Source organism: Streptomyces paradoxus, from assembly GCF_014202475.1.
Taxonomy (GTDB): Bacteria; Actinomycetota; Actinomycetes; order Streptomycetales; family Streptomycetaceae; genus Streptomyces; species Streptomyces paradoxus.
Window position 1 is genome coordinate 20,679 of record NZ_JACHGV010000021.1, and the last position, 21,849, is coordinate 42,527.

The 21,849-nt window shown below is 72.6% G+C and carries 27 protein-coding genes and 1 tRNA gene; 12 read left to right on the forward strand and 16 right to left on the reverse strand.

Going from position 1 to position 21,849, the window contains the following annotated elements; translation table 11 throughout:
- Window positions 1-185 precede the first annotated feature (185 nt).
- The 8 genes from HNR57_RS37740 to HNR57_RS37775 all read right to left on the reverse strand — a co-directional run bounded on the left by HNR57_RS37740 (window position 186) and on the right by HNR57_RS37775 (window position 4,658).
- Window positions 186-1,088, reverse strand: a complete 903-nt coding sequence (locus HNR57_RS37740) for an RNA polymerase sigma factor SigF (RefSeq protein ID WP_142162166.1) — start codon at window positions 1,086-1,088, stop codon at window positions 186-188.
- 268 nt (window positions 1,089-1,356) lie between these two features.
- Window positions 1,357-2,202, reverse strand: a complete 846-nt coding sequence (locus HNR57_RS37745; RefSeq protein ID WP_376772337.1) for an RNA polymerase sigma factor SigF — start codon at window positions 2,200-2,202, stop codon at window positions 1,357-1,359.
- A gap of 199 nt (window positions 2,203-2,401) precedes the next feature.
- Window positions 2,402-2,695, reverse strand: a complete 294-nt coding sequence (locus HNR57_RS37750) for a Dabb family protein (RefSeq protein ID WP_184567725.1) — start codon at window positions 2,693-2,695, stop codon at window positions 2,402-2,404.
- Complete coding sequence (locus HNR57_RS37755) at window positions 2,695-2,871, reverse strand: hypothetical protein (protein ID WP_184567727.1); 177 nt, start codon at window positions 2,869-2,871, stop codon at window positions 2,695-2,697. Before HNR57_RS37755 ends, HNR57_RS37750 begins: the two co-directional genes overlap by 1 nt.
- Window positions 2,872-2,987: 116 nt before the next feature.
- Window positions 2,988-3,072 (reverse strand) — tRNA-Ser (locus tag HNR57_RS37760).
- Window positions 3,073-3,117: 45 nt separating this feature from the next.
- Window positions 3,118-3,549 carry a tRNA adenosine(34) deaminase TadA gene (gene tadA, locus HNR57_RS37765; protein WP_062927790.1) on the reverse strand — a complete coding sequence of 144 codons (432 nt, stop codon included), beginning with the start codon at window positions 3,547-3,549 and terminating at the stop codon, window positions 3,118-3,120.
- Window positions 3,550-3,605: 56 nt separating this feature from the next.
- A complete protein-coding gene (locus tag HNR57_RS37770) occupies window positions 3,606-4,148 on the reverse strand; it encodes a tRNA adenosine deaminase-associated protein (RefSeq protein ID WP_184567729.1) in 543 nt (180 codons plus the stop codon).
- Between the two features lie 276 nt (window positions 4,149-4,424).
- On the reverse strand, window positions 4,425-4,658 hold the full coding sequence (locus tag HNR57_RS37775; RefSeq protein WP_184567731.1) for a hypothetical protein: 234 nt from the start codon (window positions 4,656-4,658) through the stop codon (window positions 4,425-4,427).
- A 132-nt stretch (window positions 4,659-4,790) separates the two neighbouring features.
- On the opposite strand from HNR57_RS37775, the gene upp reads away from it, so the two are divergent.
- Complete coding sequence (gene upp, locus HNR57_RS37780) at window positions 4,791-5,426, forward strand: uracil phosphoribosyltransferase (RefSeq protein WP_062927788.1); 636 nt, start codon at window positions 4,791-4,793, stop codon at window positions 5,424-5,426.
- A 14-nt stretch (window positions 5,427-5,440) separates the two neighbouring features.
- Here the strand turns inward: upp and HNR57_RS37785 are convergent, their stop codons facing one another.
- On the reverse strand, window positions 5,441-6,058 hold the full coding sequence (locus HNR57_RS37785) for a LytR C-terminal domain-containing protein (protein ID WP_184567831.1): 618 nt from the start codon (window positions 6,056-6,058) through the stop codon (window positions 5,441-5,443).
- 121 nt (window positions 6,059-6,179) lie between these two features.
- Window positions 6,180-6,476, reverse strand: coding sequence for a type II toxin-antitoxin system VapB family antitoxin (locus tag HNR57_RS37790; RefSeq protein WP_003999914.1), 297 nt, complete (start codon window positions 6,474-6,476; stop codon window positions 6,180-6,182).
- A gap of 106 nt (window positions 6,477-6,582) precedes the next feature.
- Between HNR57_RS37790 and HNR57_RS37795 the strand changes: the two genes are divergently transcribed.
- Window positions 6,583-8,187, forward strand: coding sequence for a helicase HerA-like domain-containing protein (locus HNR57_RS37795; protein ID WP_184567833.1), 1,605 nt, complete (start codon window positions 6,583-6,585; stop codon window positions 8,185-8,187).
- Window positions 8,188-8,245: 58 nt separating this feature from the next.
- On the opposite strand, the gene HNR57_RS37800 is transcribed toward HNR57_RS37795, so the two are convergent.
- The 4 genes from HNR57_RS37800 to HNR57_RS37815 form a co-directional block, all read right to left on the reverse strand.
- Window positions 8,246-8,395, reverse strand: a complete 150-nt coding sequence (locus HNR57_RS37800; RefSeq protein ID WP_184567733.1) for a hypothetical protein — start codon at window positions 8,393-8,395, stop codon at window positions 8,246-8,248.
- Between the two features lie 72 nt (window positions 8,396-8,467).
- The gene (locus tag HNR57_RS37805) at window positions 8,468-8,800 is read right to left on the reverse strand and encodes a hypothetical protein (RefSeq protein WP_313675814.1); all 333 of its coding nucleotides are present in this window, start codon (window positions 8,798-8,800) and stop codon (window positions 8,468-8,470) included.
- A gap of 437 nt (window positions 8,801-9,237) precedes the next feature.
- A complete protein-coding gene (locus HNR57_RS37810) occupies window positions 9,238-9,831 on the reverse strand; it encodes an HhH-GPD-type base excision DNA repair protein (protein ID WP_184567735.1) in 594 nt (197 codons plus the stop codon).
- 36 nt (window positions 9,832-9,867) lie between these two features.
- A complete protein-coding gene (locus HNR57_RS37815) occupies window positions 9,868-10,590 on the reverse strand; it encodes a siderophore-interacting protein (protein ID WP_184567737.1) in 723 nt (240 codons plus the stop codon).
- 113 nt (window positions 10,591-10,703) lie between these two features.
- On the opposite strand from HNR57_RS37815, the gene HNR57_RS37820 reads away from it, so the two are divergent.
- The 4 genes from HNR57_RS37820 (at window position 10,704) to HNR57_RS37835 (ending at window position 15,840) form a co-directional block, all read left to right on the forward strand.
- Window positions 10,704-12,800 carry a penicillin acylase family protein gene (locus HNR57_RS37820; protein ID WP_184567739.1) on the forward strand — a complete coding sequence of 699 codons (2,097 nt, stop codon included), beginning with the start codon at window positions 10,704-10,706 and terminating at the stop codon, window positions 12,798-12,800.
- Window positions 12,793-13,401, forward strand: a complete 609-nt coding sequence (locus tag HNR57_RS37825) for a GNAT family N-acetyltransferase (protein ID WP_184567742.1) — start codon at window positions 12,793-12,795, stop codon at window positions 13,399-13,401. The genes HNR57_RS37820 and HNR57_RS37825 overlap by 8 nt, the downstream gene beginning before the upstream one ends.
- Window positions 13,398-13,919 (forward strand): cupin domain-containing protein, encoded by a 522-nt coding sequence (locus tag HNR57_RS37830; RefSeq protein ID WP_184567744.1) that lies wholly within the window; start codon window positions 13,398-13,400, stop codon window positions 13,917-13,919. The genes HNR57_RS37825 and HNR57_RS37830 overlap by 4 nt, the downstream gene beginning before the upstream one ends.
- A gap of 94 nt (window positions 13,920-14,013) precedes the next feature.
- Complete coding sequence (locus HNR57_RS37835) at window positions 14,014-15,840, forward strand: copper resistance CopC/CopD family protein (protein ID WP_184567746.1); 1,827 nt, start codon at window positions 14,014-14,016, stop codon at window positions 15,838-15,840.
- Here the strand turns inward: HNR57_RS37835 and HNR57_RS37840 are convergent.
- Window positions 15,740-16,708, reverse strand: a complete 969-nt coding sequence (locus HNR57_RS37840; RefSeq protein WP_184567748.1) for a DUF72 domain-containing protein — start codon at window positions 16,706-16,708, stop codon at window positions 15,740-15,742. The genes HNR57_RS37835 and HNR57_RS37840 overlap by 101 nt on opposite strands.
- 149 nt (window positions 16,709-16,857) lie before the next feature.
- Here HNR57_RS37840 and HNR57_RS37845 point away from each other — a divergent pair, with 149 nt between their 5' ends.
- Genes HNR57_RS37845 through HNR57_RS37855 form a run of 3 tightly spaced genes read left to right on the forward strand, consistent with a single transcriptional unit; the run spans window position 16,858 to window position 20,286 of the window.
- Window positions 16,858-19,335, forward strand: coding sequence for a SpoIIE family protein phosphatase (locus tag HNR57_RS37845; protein WP_184567750.1), 2,478 nt, complete (start codon window positions 16,858-16,860; stop codon window positions 19,333-19,335).
- Between the two features lie 13 nt (window positions 19,336-19,348).
- On the forward strand, window positions 19,349-19,801 hold the full coding sequence (locus HNR57_RS37850) for a DUF4383 domain-containing protein (protein ID WP_184567752.1): 453 nt from the start codon (window positions 19,349-19,351) through the stop codon (window positions 19,799-19,801).
- 17 nt (window positions 19,802-19,818) lie between these two features.
- Window positions 19,819-20,286, forward strand: coding sequence for an MSMEG_6728 family protein (locus HNR57_RS37855; RefSeq protein ID WP_184567754.1), 468 nt, complete (start codon window positions 19,819-19,821; stop codon window positions 20,284-20,286).
- A gap of 278 nt (window positions 20,287-20,564) precedes the next feature.
- On the opposite strand, the gene HNR57_RS37860 is transcribed toward HNR57_RS37855, so the two are convergent.
- Complete coding sequence (locus HNR57_RS37860) at window positions 20,565-20,786, reverse strand: hypothetical protein (protein WP_097217638.1); 222 nt, start codon at window positions 20,784-20,786, stop codon at window positions 20,565-20,567.
- 123 nt (window positions 20,787-20,909) lie between these two features.
- Here HNR57_RS37860 and HNR57_RS37865 point away from each other — a divergent pair, with 123 nt between their 5' ends.
- The 3 genes from HNR57_RS37865 to HNR57_RS37875 all read left to right on the forward strand — a co-directional run bounded on the left by HNR57_RS37865 (window position 20,910) and on the right by HNR57_RS37875 (window position 21,821).
- On the forward strand, window positions 20,910-21,143 hold the full coding sequence (locus HNR57_RS37865) for a DUF8825 domain-containing protein (protein WP_184567756.1): 234 nt from the start codon (window positions 20,910-20,912) through the stop codon (window positions 21,141-21,143).
- Window positions 21,144-21,187: 44 nt separating this feature from the next.
- Entirely contained in the window at window positions 21,188-21,412 is a 225-nt protein-coding gene (locus HNR57_RS37870) for a hypothetical protein (RefSeq protein WP_184567758.1), read from the forward strand.
- Window positions 21,413-21,476: 64 nt separating this feature from the next.
- Window positions 21,477-21,821: an amphi-Trp domain-containing protein gene (locus HNR57_RS37875; RefSeq protein ID WP_184567761.1), complete on the forward strand. Its 345-nt coding sequence runs from the start codon at window positions 21,477-21,479 to the stop codon at window positions 21,819-21,821.
- Window positions 21,822-21,849: the final 28 nt, after the last annotated feature.

Consider the following 21,849-nt stretch of genomic DNA (forward strand, 5'->3'; position numbering starts at 1 on the left):
CGTATGCAAGGGGACGTGTCGGGGGAGTCCGCCCGCAGCGGTTGGCGCGTCAACGGGGAGTCGGTCGGTAAGTGGCTCCATCGCGCCGTTCCGAGGACGGACACCCCCCGGCGCGGCCCCGACCACCACCCGCGGCTGGGCGCGGCACGAGCCCCCGCCCAGCCGCACTGCGGCGTAGCCGTCCGTCAGTCCGAGATCAGGCCTTCCCGGAGCTGCGCCAGCGTCCGGGTCAGCAGCCGGGAGACGTGCATCTGCGAGATGCCGACCTCCTCGCCGATCTGCGACTGCGTCATGTTCGCGAAGAACCGCAGCATGATGATCCGCCGCTCACGGGGCGGCAGCTTCGCCAGCAGCGGCTTCAGGGACTCCCGGTACTCCACGCCCTCCAGCGCGGTGTCCTCGTACCCCAGCCGGTCCGCCAGCGACCCCTCGCCGCCGTCGTCCTCCGGCGCCGGCGAGTCCAGCGAGGACGCCGTGTAGGCGTTCCCCACCGCCAACCCGTCGACGACGTCCTCCTCGGACACTCCGAGCACAGCGGCCAGTTCGGTGACCGTCGGCGACCGGTCCAGCTTCTGCGAGAGCTCGTCACTGGCCTTGGTCAGCGCGAGCCGCAGCTCCTGCAGTCTGCGCGGCACCCGCACCGACCACGAGGTGTCGCGGAAGAAGCGCTTGATCTCCCCGACCACCGTCGGCATCGCGAACGTCGGGAACTCCACGCCCCGTTCGCAGTCGAACCGGTCGATCGCCTTGATCAGCCCGATCGTGCCGACCTGGACGATGTCCTCCATCGGCTCGTTCCGTGACCGGAACCGCGCGGCGGCGTACCGCACCAGCGGGAGGTTGAGCTCGATGAGCGTGTCGCGGACGTACGCACGCTCGGGGCTGTCCTCGTCGAGCGCGGCCAGCCGCAGGAACAGGGAGCGGGACAGGGTGCGGGTGTCGATGGCGCCCGCAGCCGGAAGGACCGGGACGGGCTCGGCCGGGAGGGCCGGTACGTCATCGATGGGGCCGAGTGAGTCGAGAGCATGGGGAGCTGTCTCGCTCTCCGCGAGCGTGAGCACCTTCGAGCTGCCCTGTTCTGCGGACATGCCACCCCCTTTGGGTCGCGGGACGGTCGCGGCGAACGCCCCCGTCTGAGGGACGCAGCCTTCACCTGAATACCGGAGCCGGAGCTCTGGCAAACGCGCTTCCCGCAGAATGTCACATGTCGGCAACACGCTGTAGTGACATGTCGACATCTGAGACGCGAATACGCCCTGCAAACAAGGGGTCTGACGGCTTTTCGGCTCTCGCCTGTCGGCAACCGCCCTGATGAGCGATTCCCTCCTCGCGGTGACCTGTCGCTCGTGTTTGCGGTTACGCGTCGATACGGTTCGCAGACCGCAATCTCTGGAAGCTACGCGCCAGTAGCCGCGACACATGCATCTGCGAGACGCCGAGCTCCGCGGAGATCTGGGACTGCGTGAGATTGCTGTAGTACCGCAGCAGCAGGATCCGCTGTTCCCGCTCGGGCAGCTGAACGAGCAGGTGCCGTACGAGATCCCGGTGCTCCACGCCGTCCAGCGCGGGATCCTCGTAGCCGAGCCGGTCCAGCAGCCCCGGCAGCCCGTCGCCCTCCTGCGCCGCCTCCAGGGAGGTCGCGTGGTACGAGCGCCCGGCCTCGATGCAGGACAGCACCTCGTCCTCCGTGATGCGCAGCCGCGCGGCGATCTCCGAGGTCGTCGGGGTGCGCCCGAAGGAGGTCGTCAGGTCCTCCGTCGCGCTGTTGACCTGCACCCACAGCTCGTGCAGCCGGCGCGGCACATGGACCGTGCGGACGTTGTCGCGGAAGTACCGCTTGATCTCGCCGACGACCGTCGGCATCGCGAAGGTCGGGAACTGCACGCCCCGGTCCGGGTCGAAGCGGTCGATGGCGTTGATGAGCCCGATGGTGCCGACCTGGACGACGTCCTCCATCGGCTCGTTGCGGGAGCGGAACCGGGCGGCCGCGTAGCGCACGAGCGGGAGGTTGGCCTCGATGAGCGCCCCGCGTACGCGGTCGTGCTCCGGGGTGCCCGGCTGGAGCTCCTTGAGCTGCGCGAAGAGGACCTGGGTGAGAGCGCGGGTGTCGGCCCCACGGCTTCGCTGGGGAGCGGGCGGGGTGGCTTCCGCGGTGTCCGGGGTTTCCGAGGTGGGTGCCTGAGGCGCGGTACTGGCCAGCACGGTCAATTCCACCTCGTCATCGTCAACTCATCGTTCAACTCTTCCATCAAAAGCGGTCATAGCATCACAAGACATGTGCACTGTGTGCAAGCACCCCATAACTACGTGTTGAGTGATGAATGGCGCATAAATGAACTCACGTCACACAGAAGCCCCCTGTCGCACTGACAGGGGGCGAACCGACCGGACCGGCCGGGAGTCAGAAGTCGTAGTCCGCGATCACCCACGTGGCGAACTCCCGCCACAGCGCGACACCCGCCTGGTGGTCCGGGTGCTCCACGTACCGTCGCAGCGCGTCCGCGTCGTCGAAGGCGGAGTTGATGGCGAAGTCGTACGCGATGGGGCGGTCGCTGACGTTCCAGCCGAGCTCCCAGAAGCGGATCTCGGGGATCGTGCCCTCCAGCGCGCGGAAGGCCTCGACGCCCTTCACGACCCGCGGGTCGTCGCGCTCGACGCCCTCGTCGAGCTTGAAGAGGACCAGGTGGCGGATCATCACTTTCCTCCGTTGGCGACCCAGGTGGCGAAGTCGCCGAGGGCCTTGGCGGCGTCCGAAATGCCCTGGAAGCCTATCTGGACGTAGTCGGCCGCCTTGGCCGGGTCCGTGATGATCACGTACGTCGCGAAGACCACGACGGCGTAGACGGCGACCTTCTTCGCGTTCACCGCCATTGCGGCCTCCCCTGTCACTCATGTCCCGTGCAGCGCACATGATCGCACGAAGGGCCGATCACACGAAGAGGCTGATCGCACGAAGGGCCCCGTCTGACGACGGGGCCCTTCTCAAGCGGTAGCGGAGGGATTTGAACCCTCGGTGACTTGCGCCACACTCGCTTTCGAGGCGAGCTCCTTCGGCCGCTCGGACACGCTACCGAGGGAGACCTTACAGCAAGGAGCCGCGTGCTTTGAAATCGGTATTCAGCGGTCCCGGAAGAACGCCGTGAGCAGCCCGGCGCACTCCTCGGCGAGCACGCCCTCGATCACCTCGGGCCGGTGGTTGAGCCGCCGGTCGCGGACGAGGTCCCAGAGCGAGCCGGCCGCGCCGGCCTTCTCGTCGCGGGCGCCGTAGACGAGCCGGTCGACGCGGGACTGCTGGATCGCGCCCGCGCACATCGTGCAGGGCTCCAGCGTCACCACGAGGGTGCAGCCGGCGAGCCGCCACGCGCCGAGGGCGGCCGCGGCCCGCCGCAGGGCGAGGAGCTCCGCGTGGGCCGTCGGATCGCCGCCGGCCTCGCGTTCGTTGTGCCCGGCCGCGAGCACGGTCGCGCCGTCCGGGGCCAGGACGACGGCGCCGACGGGGACATCCCCGCCCCGGACGGCGCCGGCGGCCTCGTCCAGGGCGAGTCGCATCGCGGGCCGCCAGGGGTCGCGGACCGGATCCGGCGGCCCCGCGGTGCCACGACCGGTCAGCGGACGGTCTCCAGGGTCTCCGAGGCGCCCAGGACTTCGGCGATCTCGGTGACGGCGTCCGTCGACATCAGGCGCAGTTCCTTCTCGCTCACGCCGAGGTCGTCCAGGATCAGGGCGTCGCCGACCGGGCCGTGCGGCACGGACTCGGCGGAGCCGGCCGCCGCGGCGCCGTCCTCGGCGTCATCGTCGTCCTCGTCGGACTCACCGTCCTCGGTGCCGTCGAGGTCGAGGGCGTCGAGGACGTCCCCGTCGTCCGGATCGCGGCCCAGCAGCTCGTCGGTGAGCAGGATCTCGCCGTAGCTGCTGCGGGCAGCGGCGGCGGCGTCCGAGACGTAGATGCGAGGGTCCTCCTCGCCGTCCACGCGGACGACGCCGAACCAGGCGTCCTCCTGCTCGATGAGCACGAGCACCGTGTCCTCGTCGGGGGAGGCTTCACGGGCCAGGTCGGCCAGATCCGACAGGGTCTCCACATCGTCGAGCTCTGTGTCGCTCGCTTCCCACCCGTCTTCGGTGCGCGCGAGCAGTGCGGCGAAGTACACCGTGACTCTCCCACTGGTCTTAGGCGTGCCGGTTGGGGGTCCCCCCGGCGGAGGTTACGGGCGGGGAGTGCTCGTCCGAGCCCCACCCACTCGGAATCGTGGCAGAAACACAGCGTTCAGGGGACGTCTTCGGCTCCCTGTGTCCCGCAGTTCCGCTCGCACGCACGTTGCCGCCACCTGCGGATCGTACGCGGCTTTGCCCCGCCGCACGCACGGTCACTCGCGACAACGTCCGCGCGGTTCGTGATCTTTGCCGGGGGTTTTCCCACCCGTTTCCTACCAGCGGAAGGTGCGCATGCGCATGGCGTGCCGCAGCCGGGCCGTCTTGGCGCGGCGCGGCTGGACGCGGTCGCGCAGCTCCCGGGCCTCGGCCAGATCGCGCAGGAACCGGGCGCGACGCCGGCGGCGCTCGGCGTCGGACTCGTCGGTCCCGTTCGTCAGGTCGGGCTCCGGGCCCGCCCCCGGCCGCGTGCGCGGCGACGGATCGTCTCGGAATTTCCGGTCGGGCATCAGGTTCACCACCCCCAGTCCGTCCTTTCCGCTTTCCCCCGGACGGGCCGTTTGACGCCAGTGACCGGGTGACGGCCGGACGGCGGGCTTGCCGTGCGGTCCGGGACACCCCGCCCGGTTAATGTTGTGGACATGCGTCTCCACGTCGTCGACCACCCTCTGGTCGCCCACAAGCTCACCACGCTGCGCGACCAGCGCACCGACTCCGCGACCTTCCGCCGTCTCGCCGACGAACTGGTCACCCTGCTCGCCTACGAGGCCACGCGTGACGTGCGCACCGAACAGGTCGACATCCAGACGCCGGTCGCGCGGACCACGGGCGTCAAGCTGTCCCACCCGCGGCCGCTGGTGGTGCCGATCCTGCGGGCCGGGCTCGGCATGCTGGACGGCATGGTCCGGCTGCTGCCGACCGCCGAGGTGGGTTTCCTCGGCATGATCCGCAACGAGGAGACGCTGCAGGCCTCCACGTACGCGACGCGGATGCCGGAGGACCTGTCGGGGCGTCAGGTGTACGTGCTCGACCCGATGCTCGCCACCGGCGGCACGCTGGTCGCGGCGATCCAGGAGCTGATCCGGCGCGGCGCCGACGACGTGACCGCCGTGGTGCTGCTGGCCGCCCCCGAGGGCGTCGAGATCATGGAGCGCGAGCTGGCGGGCACGCCGGTGACGGTCGTGACCGCCTCGGTCGACGAGCACCTGAACGAGCACGGCTACATCGTCCCGGGCCTCGGTGACGCGGGGGACCGGATGTACGGGGCCGCCGAGTAGGCCGGACGGGCCTCTCAGCAGCCCTTCTTCGTCGTGGGCGCCGGCTCGGGCGTGGCCAGCCCGGCCAGTGCCCGGTCGGCGTCCGGCTTTTTCGCCAGCTCCTTGAAGCCGTCCCCGATGACGAGGTCGACGGCGGCGCCCTCGCGGGCCGCATCGGTACGCCGTTCGGCGCCCGGGAGCTGGGTGCCGAGCACGGGCAGTGCGGTGTCGAGCGCGGCGGCGGGGCCGAGCAGCAGACCGGTGCCCTTGACCTTCTTGTCGTACTGCTTGGTCGCGTTGCCCACGTCGCCGATCTTGAAGCCGCGCTTCTTCAGCTCGTCGGCGGTCTTCTTCGCCAGGCCGGCGCGGGTGGTGGCGTTGAGCACGTTGACGGTGATCGTGCGCGGCTGCGGCAGGGGCTTGGCGCTGGGCGAGGGGCTCGCCTTGGTCGTGACGTCGCAGTCCGTCCCGTCACCGGCCGCCGAAGCCTCTCTGCCGCCGCCGGTGAAGACGTCGATGAGCTGCAGCGTGCCCCAGCCGCCCATGCCGAGGACGACGACGGACGCGACGGTCAGGAGGGCGAGCCTGCCGTGCCGCCGGGGCCGGCGCATCCGGGGGTACTTGTTGCCCTTGATGCGGTACTTGCCGCCCATGCCGGGGGGAGTCAGCATGCTCATGAGCGCAGCGTAGTGCGCCCGGGCGACGATGCCTACTAGATGATCATTCGACGTCGCCCAGCGGAACCCGAAAGGGCCAACCCGCGACCGGCGGGGATCAGTCGAGTTCGAGCACGCGCGCGTGCAGCACCTGGCGCTGCTGGAGTGCCGCCCGCACCGCGCGGTGCAGACCGTCCTCCAGGTACAGGTCGCCCTGCCACTTCACGACGTGCGCGAAGAGGTCGCCGTAGAACGTGGAGTCCTCGGCGAGCAGTGTTTCCAGATCGAGCTGACCCTTGGTCGTCACGAGCTGATCGAGGCGGACCGGGCGCGGCGCGACGTCCGCCCACTGCCGGGTGCTTTCCCGGCCGTGGTCGGGGTACGGCCGGCCGTTTCCGATGCGCTTGAAGATCACACGGAAAGCCTACCGGTCAAGACCTTCCGGGCGCAGCCTTGGCGCCCTAGTGCGACGCTGAAAAAAACCCCGCAAGGCGGTACGAACCGGGAACAGGGGCGTGAATATGCCGGACCGCGAGACCATGCCGTCGGCCTCCGCCCCGGAGGTTTCCGCGCGCGCCGCCGCCCTTCCCCGGGAGGCCCTGCGGATCGCCGCCGGCTACGCCTTCTCCGGTCCGGCCCTCCAGCTGGGCGCCCTGCTGTGGGACGGGCAGTGCCTGCCGGACGCGCAGGTCCGGGTGCCGCTGGCGATGCTCAACCGCCATGGGCTGGTCGCCGGAGCGACCGGCACCGGCAAGACCAAGACGCTCCAGCTGATCGCCGAGCAGCTGTCCGCCCAGGGCGTGCCGGTCTTCCTCGCCGACATCAAGGGAGACCTGTCCGGGATCGCCGCGCCGGGCCGCCCGGACGCGCGGGTCGAGGGGCGGGCCGTGGATGTCCACCAGCGCTGGACGGCGACCGGCTTCCCCGCCGAGTACTACGCCCTGGGCGGCATCGGGCGCGGCATCCCCGTCCGGGCCACGGTCACCGGATTCGGCCCGGTGCTGCTGTCCAAGGTGCTGCGGCTGAACCGCACGCAGGAGCAGTCCCTCGCGCTGATCTTCCACTACGCCGACAGCAAGGGTCTGGAGCTGATCGACCTCAAGGACCTCAGGGCGGTCGTGACCTTCCTGACCTCGGACGAGGGCAAGCCGGAGCTGAGGAGGGTCGGTGGTCTGCCGGCGGCCACGGCCGGGGTGATCCTGCGGTCCCTCACCGCCTTCGAGGCGCAGGGCGCGTCCGGCTTCTTCGGCGAGCCGGAGTTCGACACGGGTGAGCTGCTGCGTACGGCGGAGGACGGGCGGGGCGTGGTCTCCGTCCTGGAGCTGAGCGCCGTGCAGGAGCGGCCGCAGCTGTTCTCGACCTTCCTGATGTGGCTGCTGGCCGATCTCTTCCACGACCTGCCCGAGCTGGGCGACGTCGACAAGCCGCGCCTGGTGTTCTTCCTTGACGAGGCGCACCTGCTCTTCGACGACGCCTCCGAGGCGTTCCTGGAGTCGATCACGCAGACCGTGCGCCTGATTCGCTCGAAAGGGGTCGGGGTCTTCTTCGTGACGCAGACCCCCGAGGACGTACCCGCCGATGTCCTCGCCCAGCTCGGCAACCGCGTCCAGCACGCGCTGCGCGCCTTCACGCCCGACGATCAGAAGGCCCTCAGCGCCACGGTGAAGACCTTCCCGAAGTCGCCCTACGACCTCGAAGAGGTGCTGACCGGCCTCGGGACGGGCGAGGCGGTGGTGACGGTGCTGAGCGAGAAGGGCGCGCCGACCCCGGTCGCCGCGACCCGGCTGCGCGCGCCCGAGTCACTGATGGGGCCGCTCGGGCAGGAGGCCCTGGAGCGGGCGGTGGCGCAGTCGCCGCTGCACGAGCGGTACGCGCGGGCCGTGGACCGGGAGTCGGCGTACGAGCGGCTGGAGCGGGGGCGTGGTGCGAAGGGGCCCGACGAGATGCGGGATGCCGTCTCCGGACGGGGTGGGCGGGCGGAGGAACAGCCGTCCATGGCGGAGCGGGTGGCCGAGAGCGGCGTCTTCAGGTCGCTGGCCCGGTCGGTGGGGACGCAGATCGGGCGGGAGATCACGCGGTCGCTGTTCGGCACGGCACGGCGTTCGGGGCGGCGCAGCAGGCGGTAGGGGCGGCGCAGGCGATGGGGACGGCGGAGGCGTGGGTGCCTCCGCCGCGCGGGCCGGGTCAGCCGCGATCTCGTCCCTGTCCCCGCCTCTGCCCGTCCAGGGGCTGCGGCGGCTTCCGGGTGTCCGGCCGGGAGGGGGACTTGGGGGCGCTGCGGGCGGCTTCCGCGCGCAGGAGGGCGCGCATGACCGCGTACGGGTCCTGAAGCATGGCTGGTTCCTCGTCGTTCTTCGTCGTTCTGGTTCCGTGCGGGACGGACGGACCGGTGTCGGGCCGGTCCTGTCAGCAGCGCAGGACCTCGGAACGCAGGGGACGAGGGTCGTACACCGGGTGCGCCGGCACGGGCACGGGGCGCCGTGCGGTGTACGCGGGCTCGGGCAGCGGGGCGGGGGCCGGCGGAGCGGCGGTGCGGCGGACTCCCCGGGCCGGCGGGCGCAGGGCGGTGTCGAAGAGGTCGCACTCGACGGGGGTGCTCTCCCCGGGGACGGTGGCCGTCGGCCCCGTGAGGGCCTCGGCGTGGGCGCCCGGCACGAGCAGGGCGAGCAGCAGGACGAGCACCCGCAGCCACATGTGCCGGCGGGGGCCGCGGGGTTCCGGCTGCGGTCCGGGGGTCACGGGACGTCATTCCCCCCGCCGTCCGCGCCGCTCAACCCGCCGACCGCGAGATCCGCTCGCTCGGCCCGTGCCGGGCCGGAACGCGGCCGGGGTCCGGGTGATGCCGCTTCCCCGCGGCGCGGGGCCGAGGGCGCGGGGCGTATGTCGGAGGCGTTGTGCTCCGGGCCCCAGGGGGAGCCGACAGGGGGCTCGCTCATGGTTCATGCTGGGATCGCACCGCGAGGAGCCGCCACCTGAGCCGGGCCAGCCGACTGACGGCCCGAGCGTGGGGGGCACCGGCGGGGCAGGCTGCCCGCTGCCCGCGGCGGGCCTGGGACAGCCGGGGAGGCGCCGCCAGCCCTCAGGCCGACGGTACAGATCTCCCGCGTCGGTCGCGGGTCACGTGCGGGCCGGCTGAACGGTGTTCTCGTCCTGCCGCCGGAGGCGCGGGTGGTGGGTTACTTTCCGGTGGCCTTCGACGCCTTGGCCGCTGCTTTCATCTCCTGCTTGTGGGCCCGTACCTTGACCAGCGACTCGGGTCCGGTGATGTCGGCGACCGAGCGGAACGAGTCCGGCTCGCCGTAGGAGCCCGCCGCCTCCCGCCAGCCCGTGGGCCGTACCCCGAGCTGCTTGCCGAGGAGGGCGAGGAAGATCTGGGCCTTCTGTTTGCCGAAGCCGGGCAGTTCCGCGAGCCGCTTCAGCAGTTCCTTGCCGGTGCCGGCGTCCTTCCAGACGGCCTCGGCGTCGCCGTCGTAGTGCTCGACGAGGTACTGGCACAGCTGCTGGATCCGCTTGGCCATGGAGCCCGGGTAGCGGTGCACCGCCGGCTTTTGGGACAGCAGCGCGGCGAAGGCCTCCGGCTCGTGCGCGGCGATCTCGTGCGCGTCCAGGTCGTCGCCGCCGAGCCGCTGGGCGATCGTCGCCGGGCCCTTGAACGCCCACTCCATCGGTACCTGCTGGTCCAGCAGCATGCCGACCAGCGCGGCGAGCGGACTGCGGCCGAGCAGCGCGTCGGCCTCGGGGTCCTGGGCGAGGTGAAGTGTGACGTCCATGCCCCGATCATCCCCCGGGGCGGGCCCGGCCGCCGCTCAGGTCGCCCGCCAGTACCCCAGCGCGTGCACCCGCTGCTTGGGCAGGCCCAGTTCCTTGCGGACGTACGCCCCGAGGGCCCGGGTCGTCGCCGTGTCGCAGGCGATCCAGACGTACGGGTCGGCGGTGTCCCGGAGCAGGCCGGGCAGGTCCGACTTCACCCGGTCCACGAGATGCGCGCCGGAGTCCTGGCGCGGCACCTTGCGCAGCTCGTGCCGGTCCGGGTCGGTGCGGAACGGCAGGTCGTCGTCGCCGCCCTCGAACCAGACGGTGGCCGGGGCGGAGCCCAGGGCGTCCAGGAGGGAGTTGATGGCCGGGAGCGAGGCCGGGTCGCCGATGGCGAAGACGTGCGAGGGCGCGGGGCTCGGGTGCTCGAAGCCGGTGCCCTGGACGGTCGCCTCGATGGTGTCGCCCGGCTTCGCCGCCCTGGCCCAGTCACTGGCGCACCCCTCGTGCAGGGCGAACTCCAGGTGGAAGGTGCCGGCCTCGGCGTCCGGGTCGACCAGGGTGTAGGCCCGCTGGTGCGGCTTGCCCGCGTTGTCGAACCACAGCCGTACCCACATGGTGGGGTGGACCCCGGTCGCGGCCAGCAGACCACCGTCGGTGAAGCGCAGCCGCCGGTAGTCCGGGGTGACGTCCTCCACGTCCGTGACCGTGAACTCGAAGTCCTTGCCGCGCAGCAGTCTGAGGACCGCGCCCTCCCAACCCCGCCCCTGCCCCATCGCTTTTCCGCCCCTTCGCGTACGATTCCGGCCACAGCTGTGACTTAGGCAAGGCTAACCTAAAGAAAACCCACCCCAAAGAAGACTCACCCAAAGAAAAGGGGAGACCCAGCGTGGCGACCGAGATCTACCGTGATGCCTGGGGCATCCCGCATCTGCGCGCGGGCAGCGTGGCCGAACTCGCCCGCGCCCAGGGCCTCGTCACCGCGAGCGACCGGGCCTGGCAGCTGGAGACCGAGCGCCACCGGGCGCAGGGCACCTCGGCGTCCTTCCTCGGCGGGAGCGCCCTGGCCTGGGACCGGTTCGCGAGACGGGCCCGGCTCGACGACACCGCCAGACGCTGCTTCGCGGACCTGGTCAGACGGGACCCCGAGACGGCGCGGTGGGTGCGCGCGTACGTCGACGGGGTCAACGAGGGCCTGGCAGGCAGCCCCGCACCCGAGTTCGCCCGCACCGGCCTCACCCCCGGCCGCTGGGAACCCTGGACCCCCCTCGCCGTCTGGCTCGCCACCCACATCCTCTTCGCCGGGTTCCCGGCCAAGCTCTGGCGCGAGCAGGTCGCCGCCCACCTGGGCGCGGACGCCATCGGCCTCTTCGCCGCCGACGGCCCCGGCACCTCCGGCAGCAACGGCTGGCTGGTCTCCGGCGAGCGGACCGTCACCGGGCAGGCGGTCATCGCCGGCGACCCGCACCGCTGGATCGAGGACCCGGGCGTCTACCAGCAGATCCACCTGTCCTGCCCGGAGTTCGACGTCGTGGGCCTGGCCGTGCCCGGCGTCCCGGGCATCGCCCACTTCGGGCACACCGGCACGGTCGCCTGGGCCATCACCAACGCCATGTCCGACTACCAGGACCTCTACCGCGAGCGGCTGCGGCGCACCGGCGCCGGGGTGGAGGCCCTCGACCCGGACGGGGTCTGGCGGCGGGCGGCCCGGCACACGGAGACCGTCGAGGTGGCGGGCGATGACCCGGTCGAGGTGGAGGTGATCGAGACCGGCCGCGGGCCGGTGATCATCGGCGGCCCCGAAGGGCTCGACGGCGACCCGTCCGACTCGTCGGACCCCTCCGGCGCGCCGGTGGCGATCAGTCTGCGCTACCCGCCCCGCGTCACCGGCGACCTCGGCTTCGCCGCCCTGCTGCCGCTGCTGCGGGCCCGCCGGGTCGCCGACGTGGACGGTGCCTTCGACCGCTGGGCCGAGCCGGTCAACGTCGTCCAGGCCGCCGACACCGAGGGCGGCGTCCTGCACCGCGTGGCCGGGCGGGTGCCGCTGCGCGCCGGGACCAACTCCCTGCGGGTGGTGCCCGCGTGGGAGCCCGGCCACGAGTGGCGGGGCTGGCACGCGACACCGCGCGCCGGGCTCACCGACGGCGTCGCCGTCATGGCCAACCAGCGCGGCCCGGCCGCGCCCCTCGGCGTCGAGTTCGCACCGCCGCACCGCGCCGACCGCATCACCGCGCTGCTCGCGGGCAAGGAGCGCTGGTCCGCCGCCGGCATGCCCGCGATCCACACGGACACCCACCTGGCCTCCGCGTCCCCCCTCCTGGACCGTCTCGCCGCCCTCGACGGCCTCACCCCCGAGGCCGCCGCCCTCCGGGACCGCCTCCTCGGCTGGGACCGCCGCATGGACGCCGGCAGCGCCGACGCGGCCCTCTACGCGGCCGTGCGCGGAGCGGTCGTCCGGCGGCTCGCGGCGCACCCGGCGCTCGCCGCGCTCACCACACCCCCGGTGTACCCGGAGGTGTTCCAGCCCTGGCTGGCCCTCGTCCCCCGGGTCGGCTTCGCCCTCGAACACCTGCTGCGGGCCGGGGAACTGTTCGGCATCGACCGCCCGGCGGCCGTCCGCGCGGCGATCGAGGAAGTGGCCCTGCGCCCGCCGGCCGGTGTCTGGGGCGACACCCACCGCCTCGCCCCCTGGCGGGCGCTGGAACCGGAACAGCCGTACGACGAACCGGGGCTGTCCGGTGACCATGACTGCGTGCTGTGCACCTCGGGCGTGCCGGGCCTCACCGACCGCGCCGCCCGGGGCCCGGCCGCCCGGTACGTCTGGGACCTGGCCCGGCGCGAGGACAGCCGCTGGGTCGTCCCGCTCGGCGCCTCGGGCGTCCCGGGCTCGCCCCACCACCGCGACCAGCTCCCCCTGTGGCTGGCGGGAGATCTCGTCCCGGTCGTCACCGACTGGACCCGGCTGAAGAAGGAACGCGATGTCTGACCCGTACGCCTCCCGCACGCCCGTCCACGAGCAGGTGGTCGACGGCTTCGGCACCGTCCGCGTCCTGCCGCTGGACCCCCCGGCCGACGCCGCCGTGATCCACCGCTGGGCCGGTGAGGAGCGGGCCGTCTTCTGGGGCATGACCGAGCTGACCGAACCACAGATCGCCGCGGTCTACGCCCACATGGCCACGCTCGACACCCACCACGCTCACCTGGTCGTCCGGGACGGCGAGCCGGTCGCACTCCTGCAGACCTACGAGCCGGAGGCCGACCGGGTCAGCGAGTGCTACGACGTCCGCCCCGGCGACATCGGCGTCCACCTGCTGCTCGCCCCGGCCGGTCCGGGCGGCGGGCAATCCGGCTGGACCGCCCGGCTGGTGGCCGTCGTCGCCGCGTACGTCCTGCTCGGCCTGGACCGCCGGCGGGTGGTGGTCGACCCGGACGTGCGCAACGAGAAGGCCATCGCCCGGTTCCTCGGACTCGGCTTCGCTCCGGGCCCGGTGGTGGTCCTGCCGGAGATCGATCTCCCGGACGTGTACCTGCCGGAGAAGAAAGCCCAGCTCGCCTTCCTCGACCGGGAGCTAATGTTCCCCGGGTGACCCCCGAGGACCTCATCGCCCACTACGGCCTGGAGCCGATCCCGGACGAGGGCGGCCTGTTCCGCCAGACCTGGGCCGGGCCCGAACGCCCCGACGGCAGGCCGGAGGGCACGGCGATCGTCGCGCTGCTGACAGCGGACGACTTCTCCGCCCTCCACCGCCTGCCCACGGACGAGATCTGGCACTTCTACCGGGGTGATCCGCTGGAGCTCCTCCTGCTCGCCCCGGACGGCACCGCGCGAACGGCGGTGCTCGGGCCGGACGTCCTGCACGGCCAGCACGTCCAGTTCACCGTCCCGGCGGGCACCTGGATGGGCGGCAGGGTGGCGGCGGGCGGCTCCTGGACCCTGTTCGGCTGCACGATGGCCCCGGGCTTCACCTTCGCGGGCTACGAACACGGAGACGCGGCGGAGCTGACCGCACGCTATCCGGCGCAGGCGGCCAGGATCGCCCGGCTGTCCCGGCCCTCCTCTTGGCCCCATCCCGTTGAGCGCTACACCGATCCCGCCCGTACATAACCCGGAGCCGTCCAGCCCGACCCCGGAGAACCACGTGGACCTACGGCGGAACGAGGATCGCAATGCAGGACACCCCCGGCGATTCCAAGCCCTGGTGCTGCTGGGCACCGTGCTGGTCCTGCTCCTCGCCGGAGCAGCCCCCGCCTCCGCCCACGCCGCCCTGCGCAGTACCGACCCCGGCGACGGATCCCTCGTCCGGCAGGCCCCCCGCCACGTCACCCTGACCTTCACCGAGTCCGTCGGCCTGCTCGACGACTCCTTCCGGGTGTTCGGCCCCGACCAGCGCCGGGTCCACACCGGCGAGGCCACGCACGCCGACGGCCGCTCCGACACGGCCCGGATCGGCCTGCCCGGCAAGCTCGCCGAGGGCACGTACACCGTGGCCTGGCGGGTCGTCTCCGCCGACAGCCACCCCGTCTCCGGCGCCTTCAGCTTCTCCGTGGGGAAACGGTCCGCGACCACCGCCCAGGTCGACACGGGCCCGACCGAGGACCCGCTCACCCGCGGCCTCTACGACGCCGCCCGCTACCTGGCCTACCTCGCCGCCGCGCTGCTCGTCGGCACGGCCGCGTTCGCGCTGCTGTGCCGGCCCGCGCACACCTCCCCGCTGCGCCGGCCGCTGGTGGCCGCCTGGTGGACGCTGCTGTGCTCGACGGCCGTCCTGCTCCTGCTGCGCGCCCCCTACGAGGCGGGCACCGGCCCCGCCACGGCCTTCGACACCACCGCCCTCGGCCGCACCCTGACCAGCCGCCCGGGCCTGGCCCTGCTCGCCCGGCTGCTCGTCCTCCTGCTGACCGCCGCCTTCCTGATATGGCTGTCCAGGTCCCGTGACACGGGGAAGCGGCCCGTCGCCCTGGCGACCGGCACGGCCCTGGCCGCGGCCCTGGCCCTGACCTGGGCGGCGGCCGAGCACGCCTCAGCCGGGATCCAGGTCCCGGCGGCGATGACGTCGTCCGTGGTGCACCTGCTGGCGACCGGCGTCTGGCTCGGCGGCCTGGTGGCGCTGCTGCTGACCCTGCGCCGCTCCTCCGGCGACGACCTGGTGGAGGTCGTGCCCCGCTTCTCGCAGATCGCCTTCGCCTCGGTGACCGTCCTGGCCGTCACGGGCCTCTACCAGTCCTGGCGCGGCCTCGGCTCCCTCCCCGCGCTGACCGGCACGTCGTACGGCCGTCTGCTGCTCGCCAAACTGGCCGCCGTGGCCGTGCTGTTGCTGGTCGCCGGGTACTCGCGGCGCTGGACGGCACGGATCGCGGTTCCGGTGGCTCCGGCCCGGGCGGCCGTACCGGCGCCGGTGCCGCAGCCGGTCGGCGCGCGTGCGGGGCAAGTCCACGAGGCGTCCGCGGAATCCGGGACACGGGACGCCGGGACGACGCCAGAGGAGCCGGAGTCGCCCGACGGCCCGGTGCAGCCGGGGGCCGGGGACCCGGGCGTCCGGCGCCGCCTGCGCCGCTCCGTCCTCGTCGAAGTGGCCGTCGCCGCCGTGGTGCTGATGATCACGACCGTGCTCACGGGCACCCTTCCGAGCCGGGCCCAGGCCGAGGCGGCCCAGCAGGCCCCGGCGGGCGCGCTGCCGCCCACGACCGAGATCACGGTGCCCTTCGACACCGGCACGGGATCCGTGACCGGAAGCGGCAAGGTGCAGATCACCCTGGATCCGGCCCGTGTCGGCGACAACGGCGTCCAGGCCATCGTCTACGGCTCCGACAGGGGCCTGGTGGCGGTCCCCGAGGTCCGCATCACCTTCACCCTGCCCTCCCGCGAGGTCGGCCCGATCGACGCCGAACTCGTCGACCGGGGCGGCTACTGGAGCACCAACGCGGTCAACCTGCCGCTCGCCGGGAACTGGACGATGAAGACGACCGTGCGGGTGTCGGACGTGGACCAGGTGTCGGTGGAACGCCGGGTGCGGGTCGAGCCCTAGGCACACGCGGCGCCGGCGGTGAGGCGTCGTCGAGGAGCCGTGTCATGGTCTCGGCGGCGCGGACCGCGGCGTCGCCGCAGCAGTTGTTGAACAGGACGTGCACCTGTTCGGTCCGCTCGGCCAGCCGGCGCACCCGGGGCAGCCACTCGGCGAGTTCGTCCTCGCCGTACACGTGCCGGAACCGGTCCTCCTTGCTGCCGGTGCCCCACGCGGTGCTGCGGCCGTGGAAGCGGACGACGGACAGCCGGGGTGAGGTCACGGGAGTGACCGGCGGTACGGAGGAGGCGAGCCTCTGCGTCATGTCGACGGCCACCGCGGCCATGCCGTGCCGGGCGAGCAGCGCACCCGTCGCCTCGGTCTGCCCCGGCCCCCACCAGGAGGGGTGCCGGAACTCGACGGCGAGCGGCCATCCCTCGGTCCGCTCGGCACACTCCCGGAGGTACGCCTCCGCCCGCTGGCCGGGCCGGAACCAGGGCGGGAACTGGAACAGCACGCTCCCGAGCCGCCCGGCCTCCCGCAGCGGCTCGATCCCGGCCGCGAACCGGGCCCACACCCGATCGAGATCCGCCGGGTCCCGGTGATCGGCCCGCAGCCCGTCCGGCATCACCGCGTCCCGGGTGGGATGCCCGGTGAGCAGCGAGAACGCCTTCACGTCGAACACGAACCCGTCCGGTGTCCGCTCGGCCCACAACCGGCTGTTCCGCTCGCCCGGCAGCGCGTAGTACGAGGCGTCGACCTCGACGACCCCGAACCTCTCGGCGTAGTGCCGTAACCGCCCCTCGGCGTCCCGCCGGCCCGGGGGATACCAGCCGCTGCCGACCAGTGCCCGGTCGGTCCAGGAACACGTGCCCACCAGGATCTGACCCATGGGGGAGCGGTTACCCGGCCGGGGCGGCGGCAGGCTCCGTTTCCAGGCCGCGGCGTCACGGTGAGACCCGGAGTAATCGGGGTAACCAGGTGATATCTGTGCAAATCCGGGGTTATGGATGATTCCCCCCGAGAGTGAGATGACCGATCATGGAGCAGCCCGCCACCGCCGGCCGGGCCACCCGGCCGTTCGGAGAAGGACCCGAAGCCCTCGACACCCTCGTCGGCGCATCCCTCACGGCCCGTGTCACCCTCGACGAACACGGCACCGTGACCGGCTGGAACGCGGGCGCCGAGCGGCTCCTCGGGTATTCGGCCGGGCAGGTGACCGGCCGCCGCGCCGCGGATCTGCTGGCCGAGCCGATCCCGGTGCGCGGCGGTCTTCCCAGGCTCGCCGGGCTGCCCCGGTGGAACGGCGACGTCGCCCTCCGGCACCGCGACGGCAGGCAGCTGACGGTCAGGATCCTCGCCCACCACAGACCGCCCGGCGCGGACGCCCCCGCCTGGCTCATCGTCTCCGCCCTGACCGACCGGCAGCCACCGGCCGGTCTCGACGAATCCCTCGTGAGCTGGAGTTTCGCCCAGTCCCCGTGCTGCGCCCAGGCGATCTACGACACCCGGCTCCGGCTGCGCCGGGCCAACGCCGACATGGAGCGCGCCACCGCGCTGACCGAGGAGGAGATGCGGGGCCTGCGCGTGTCCGAGATCGTCGACGAGGACGCCGGCCTGCGGGCGGAACGCGCCATGGCCCGGGTCCTGCGCACCGGCGACCCGGAGTACGAGGAGAACTACCTGCGCGCGCCCGGCGAGAACCACGAACACGCCTGGTCGGTCTTCATGTCCGCGCTGCGCGACCACGAGGGCACCATCCGGGGCGTCTGCCTGTCCGCGCACGACATGACGGAGCAGTTCTGGGCGCGCAAGCGCCTCCAGTTGATCGCCGAGGCCGGCCGGCGCATCGGCAGCACGCTCGACGTGACGCGCACGGCCCAGGAGCTGGTGGACGTGACCGTCCCGGTCCTGGCCGACTGCGCCAGCGTCGATCTGCTGACCGCGCTGGACGACGCACCCGAGCCGCCCACGCAGGCGGTCCCTGCGGACGGGCCGCTGCTGCTGCGCCGGGCCGCGCTGCAGTCGGTGGTGCCGGGCGCCCCGGAGGCGGTCGTGGCGGCCGGTGCGGTCGACTCCTACCCGGCGGGCTCGATGCCCTTCGAGAGCCTGCGCACCGGACGGCCCACCCTGCACGCGGTGACCGACACCGCGTTCACCGCCTGGCTGGCCCGCGACCCGGCCCGCGCCGCCCGGGTCCGGGCGTTCGGCATCCACTCCGTGATGGCCGTCCCGCTGGTCGCCCGCGGCACCACCCTGGGCGTCGCCTTCTTCATCCGGCACCGCAACCAGGAGACCTTCCAGCAGGACGATCTGATGCTGGCCGGAGAACTGGCCGCCCGGGCCGCGGTCAGCATCGACAACGCCCGCCGCTACACCCGCGAACGCGCCACGGCGGTCACGCTCCAGCGCAGCCTGCTGCCCCGGCGGCTGCCCCGGCAGGCGGCCGTCGAGGTCGCCTCCCGCTACCTCCCGGCGGGCGGGCACGCCGGTGTCGGCGGGGACTGGTTCGACGTCATCCCCCTCTCGGGGGCGCGGGTGGCGCTGGTCGTCGGAGACGTGGTCGGCCACGGGCTGGTCGCGTCGGCGACCATGGGGCGACTGCGTACGGCGGTCCGCACGCTGGCCGACATCGACCTGCCGTGCGACGAGCTGCTGACCCACCTCGACGACCTGGTCGCCCGTCTGAACACGGAGGAGGACGACGGCGAGCGGACGGCGGCGGGCTCCGCGGGCGCCTCGGGCGACGTCGGGGCCACGTGCCTCTACGCCGTCTACGACCCGGTGACGCGGCACTGCTGCTTCGCCGGGGCCGGGCATCCGGTGCCGGCCGTGGTCAGCCCCAGGGGCACCGTCGACCTCGTCGGGCTCCCGGCGACGCCCCCGCTCGGCGTGGGCGGCCTGCCGTACGAGTCCACCGAGGTCGTCCTGCCCGAGGGCAGCCTGCTCGCCCTGTACACCAACGGCCTGGTCGAGACGCCCGAGCGGGACCTCGACACCGGTGTCCACCGGCTGCGGGAGGCCCTGGGCCGCCCGGCGAGCTCGCTGGACGCCCTGTGCGACACGGTCCTCGCCGACCTGCTGCCGCAGCGCCCGGCCGACGACGTGGCCCTGCTCATCGCCCGGACCCGCGCGCTCGACGCGCGGCAGGTCGCCACCTGGTCGGTGCCGTCCGATCCTTCAGCGGTCGCGCAGACCCGCAAGGACGTGGTGGCGCAACTGGAGCGGTGGGGGCTCGCCGACGCCGTGTTCGTCACGGAACTGGTGGTCAGCGAGCTCGTCACCAACGCCATCCGGCACGCCGAGCCGCCGGTCCAGCTCCGCCTGATCCACGACACGACCCTGATCTGCGAGGTCTCCGACGGCGGCAGCACCGCCCCCCACCTGCGCCGCGCCCGCACGTATGACGAGGGCGGCCGCGGTCTGCTCCTCGTCGCCCAGCTGACCGAGCGCTGGGGCACCCGGCAGAGCGCCATGGGCAAGACCATCTGGGCGGAACAGAACCTGTCCCTCGCGTGAGGAGCCACCGGCCATGACCGCACCCGTGTCCCACCGGGCCGCCCGCGCCCCCGTCCAGCAGGCCGCCCTGCTGCTCGGCCTCGTCTTCCTCGTGGTCGGGGTGCTGGGCTTCATCCCGGGCATCACCACCGACTACGGCTCGCTGGAGTTCGCCTCCCACGAGTCGGGCGCCGAACTGTTCGGCCTGTTCCAGGTCTCGATCCTGCACAACCTCGTGCACCTGGCGTACGGCCTCGCCGGTCTGATGCTCGCCGGCACGGCCGCCGGGGCGTACTCGTATCTGCTGGTCGGTGGCGCCGTCTACCTGGTGCTGTGGGTGTACGGCCTGTCCGTCGGCCACGACAGCGACGCCAACTTCGTCCCGATGAACACCGCGGACGACTGGCTTCACTTCGTCCTGGGCATCGCCATGATCGGCCTGGCCCTCGCCCTCGGCCGACGCGGCACGCGCGCCGGCGCACGGTAAGGAGCACCGGCGACCGCATGCAGACCTTTCTGCCCTACCCCGACTTCCGCACCACGGCCCTGTCCCTCGACCGCCGCCGGCTGGGCAAGCAACGCGTGGAGGCCCTGCAGGTCCTGCGCGGCCTGGTCGTCCCGGGCTACGGCTGGCGCCGCCACCCGGCCGTGCGGATGTGGCTCGGCTACGAGGAGGCGCTGGTCCGCTACGGCCTGGAGATCTGCCGCGTCTGGCGCGAACAGGGCCACCAGGACACCTGCGCGGCGACGCTGGTGGCCGACCTGGCGGCGACCCGCCCCCACGCCCCGATCCGCGACCAGCCGCAGCTGGCCGCCGAGGGCGAACTCCCGCCGTGGCTCGGCGACGACCCCTTCCACGAGAGCCACCGCTCGGCCCTGGTCCGCAAGGACCCCACGACCTACGCGGCCCTCTTCCCGGGCGTGCCGGACGACTTGCCGTACGTCTGGCCGGCGTCGGACCGTGAGATGTGACCGGCCACGAAGCGGAGCCAGGGGTCTTTATGCGGCCCTGCGGCGCGACGGACGCCTGGCCGCGGCGGGCGGCTCCGGCACGTCCTCCAGGGGGAAGGGTTCGTCCCCGCCGAAGTCGGGTGCCTGGAAGGGGTTGGTCGCCGGAGGCGGCGACGCCGCGCCGGAAGGGCTCGGCTGCCCCTCCACGGCGGAGAACAGCGAAGTCGGTTCGATGAGAGGTCTCTTTTCCGTTACTGGCCCGGACAGGGCCAGGCGTGCCCCGACCGGGCGCGGAGGTCCTACAGCTTGGTCATCTTGGCGTAGGGGCTCAGGATCCGCATCTGCGCCGAACCGAAGTCGACGAGCGCGGCGATCCCGTCCTCGATGCCGATGACCCGGCCGAGCCCGTACATGTCGTGCGTGACCTGGTCACCCACGGCGAAGTGCTTGGGAGCGGGGGCTACCGGAGCCTTGAAGGGGCTGGTAGGCAAGTGACGCTTGGAAGCAGCAGGCTTTGTCATTGGCCTCAGTATGCGCCCACTCCGGCTCCTCGCGCTGCGGCTGTCCACCTCTGGTGCCCGAACCGAGACGTTGGAGGGGCGCCGCACTGGCTCGAAAAATCGAACACATGATTGAATTCGGCCATGCGAACGTTTCCCGACGATCTCGTCCGGGCGCAACGGGAGTGGAGTGCCACGTACCGGCAGCTCGCCGATCGTCCCGGCCGCACCGAGCTGCGCCGGCGTCTGTACCGGCTGTCGGCCCAGGCGTTCTTCCACCCCTACTGGCAGCAGCGGCGGCCGAGTCCCGCGGCGTGGTGGGAGCTCCGGGAGCTGGGGCGGACGGCCGGGGACGTGAGCGAGCGGCTCCACCGATGACGCCCCGGCCTGCGGGACCGTACGTCCCGGACGATCCTGAAGGCATGTCCGGACCTATTCGTGTGATCGTGCATCCGCCGTCGCCCTCGGGCGGCCGGCGCGTCCGCGTGGACGGCGAGATCCTCGGACTCGCCCACAGCGTCGTCGACGTCGCGGAGTTCCTCCGCCGTGCCGGGTTGGAGATCGACCCGGCGGACGTGGCGGAGGTGGCGTGGATCGACTGGCGCGGCGTGGGGCCCGAGCACTGGGGTCCGGGGGCGGGTGACTGACCCACGAGCCCGCACATCACTCCAGGGCGGGTTGTCCATTCCTCGTGCCACATCGGAGGGCCCCATGAAGGACCTCAAGTTCGAGCAGAAGCGTTCACTGTCACGCCAAGAGGCCGCTGACCAGCTCACGGCACTCGCAGACGCCCTGCGGGAAGGCGGGGACGCCGAGCTGGACCTCGGCCCCGGGACGCTGGGCCTGCGGATCCCCGACGACCTCGACAGCGAACTGGAGGTCGAGATCGGCGGCGGTGAGATCGAGCTGGAGATCGAGCTGAAGTGGAAGACCGCCCCTACGCGGGCGACGCCCCCACGGACCGAATCCCCCGCGGAAAAGCCCAAGCGGAAGAAGACACCCGCCCCTGCGGGGCGCAGCAGGAGCGCAAAACGGTCAACGACGAAAGCGTCATGAGCTCACGAACGCCAGAGGGCCGGACCAC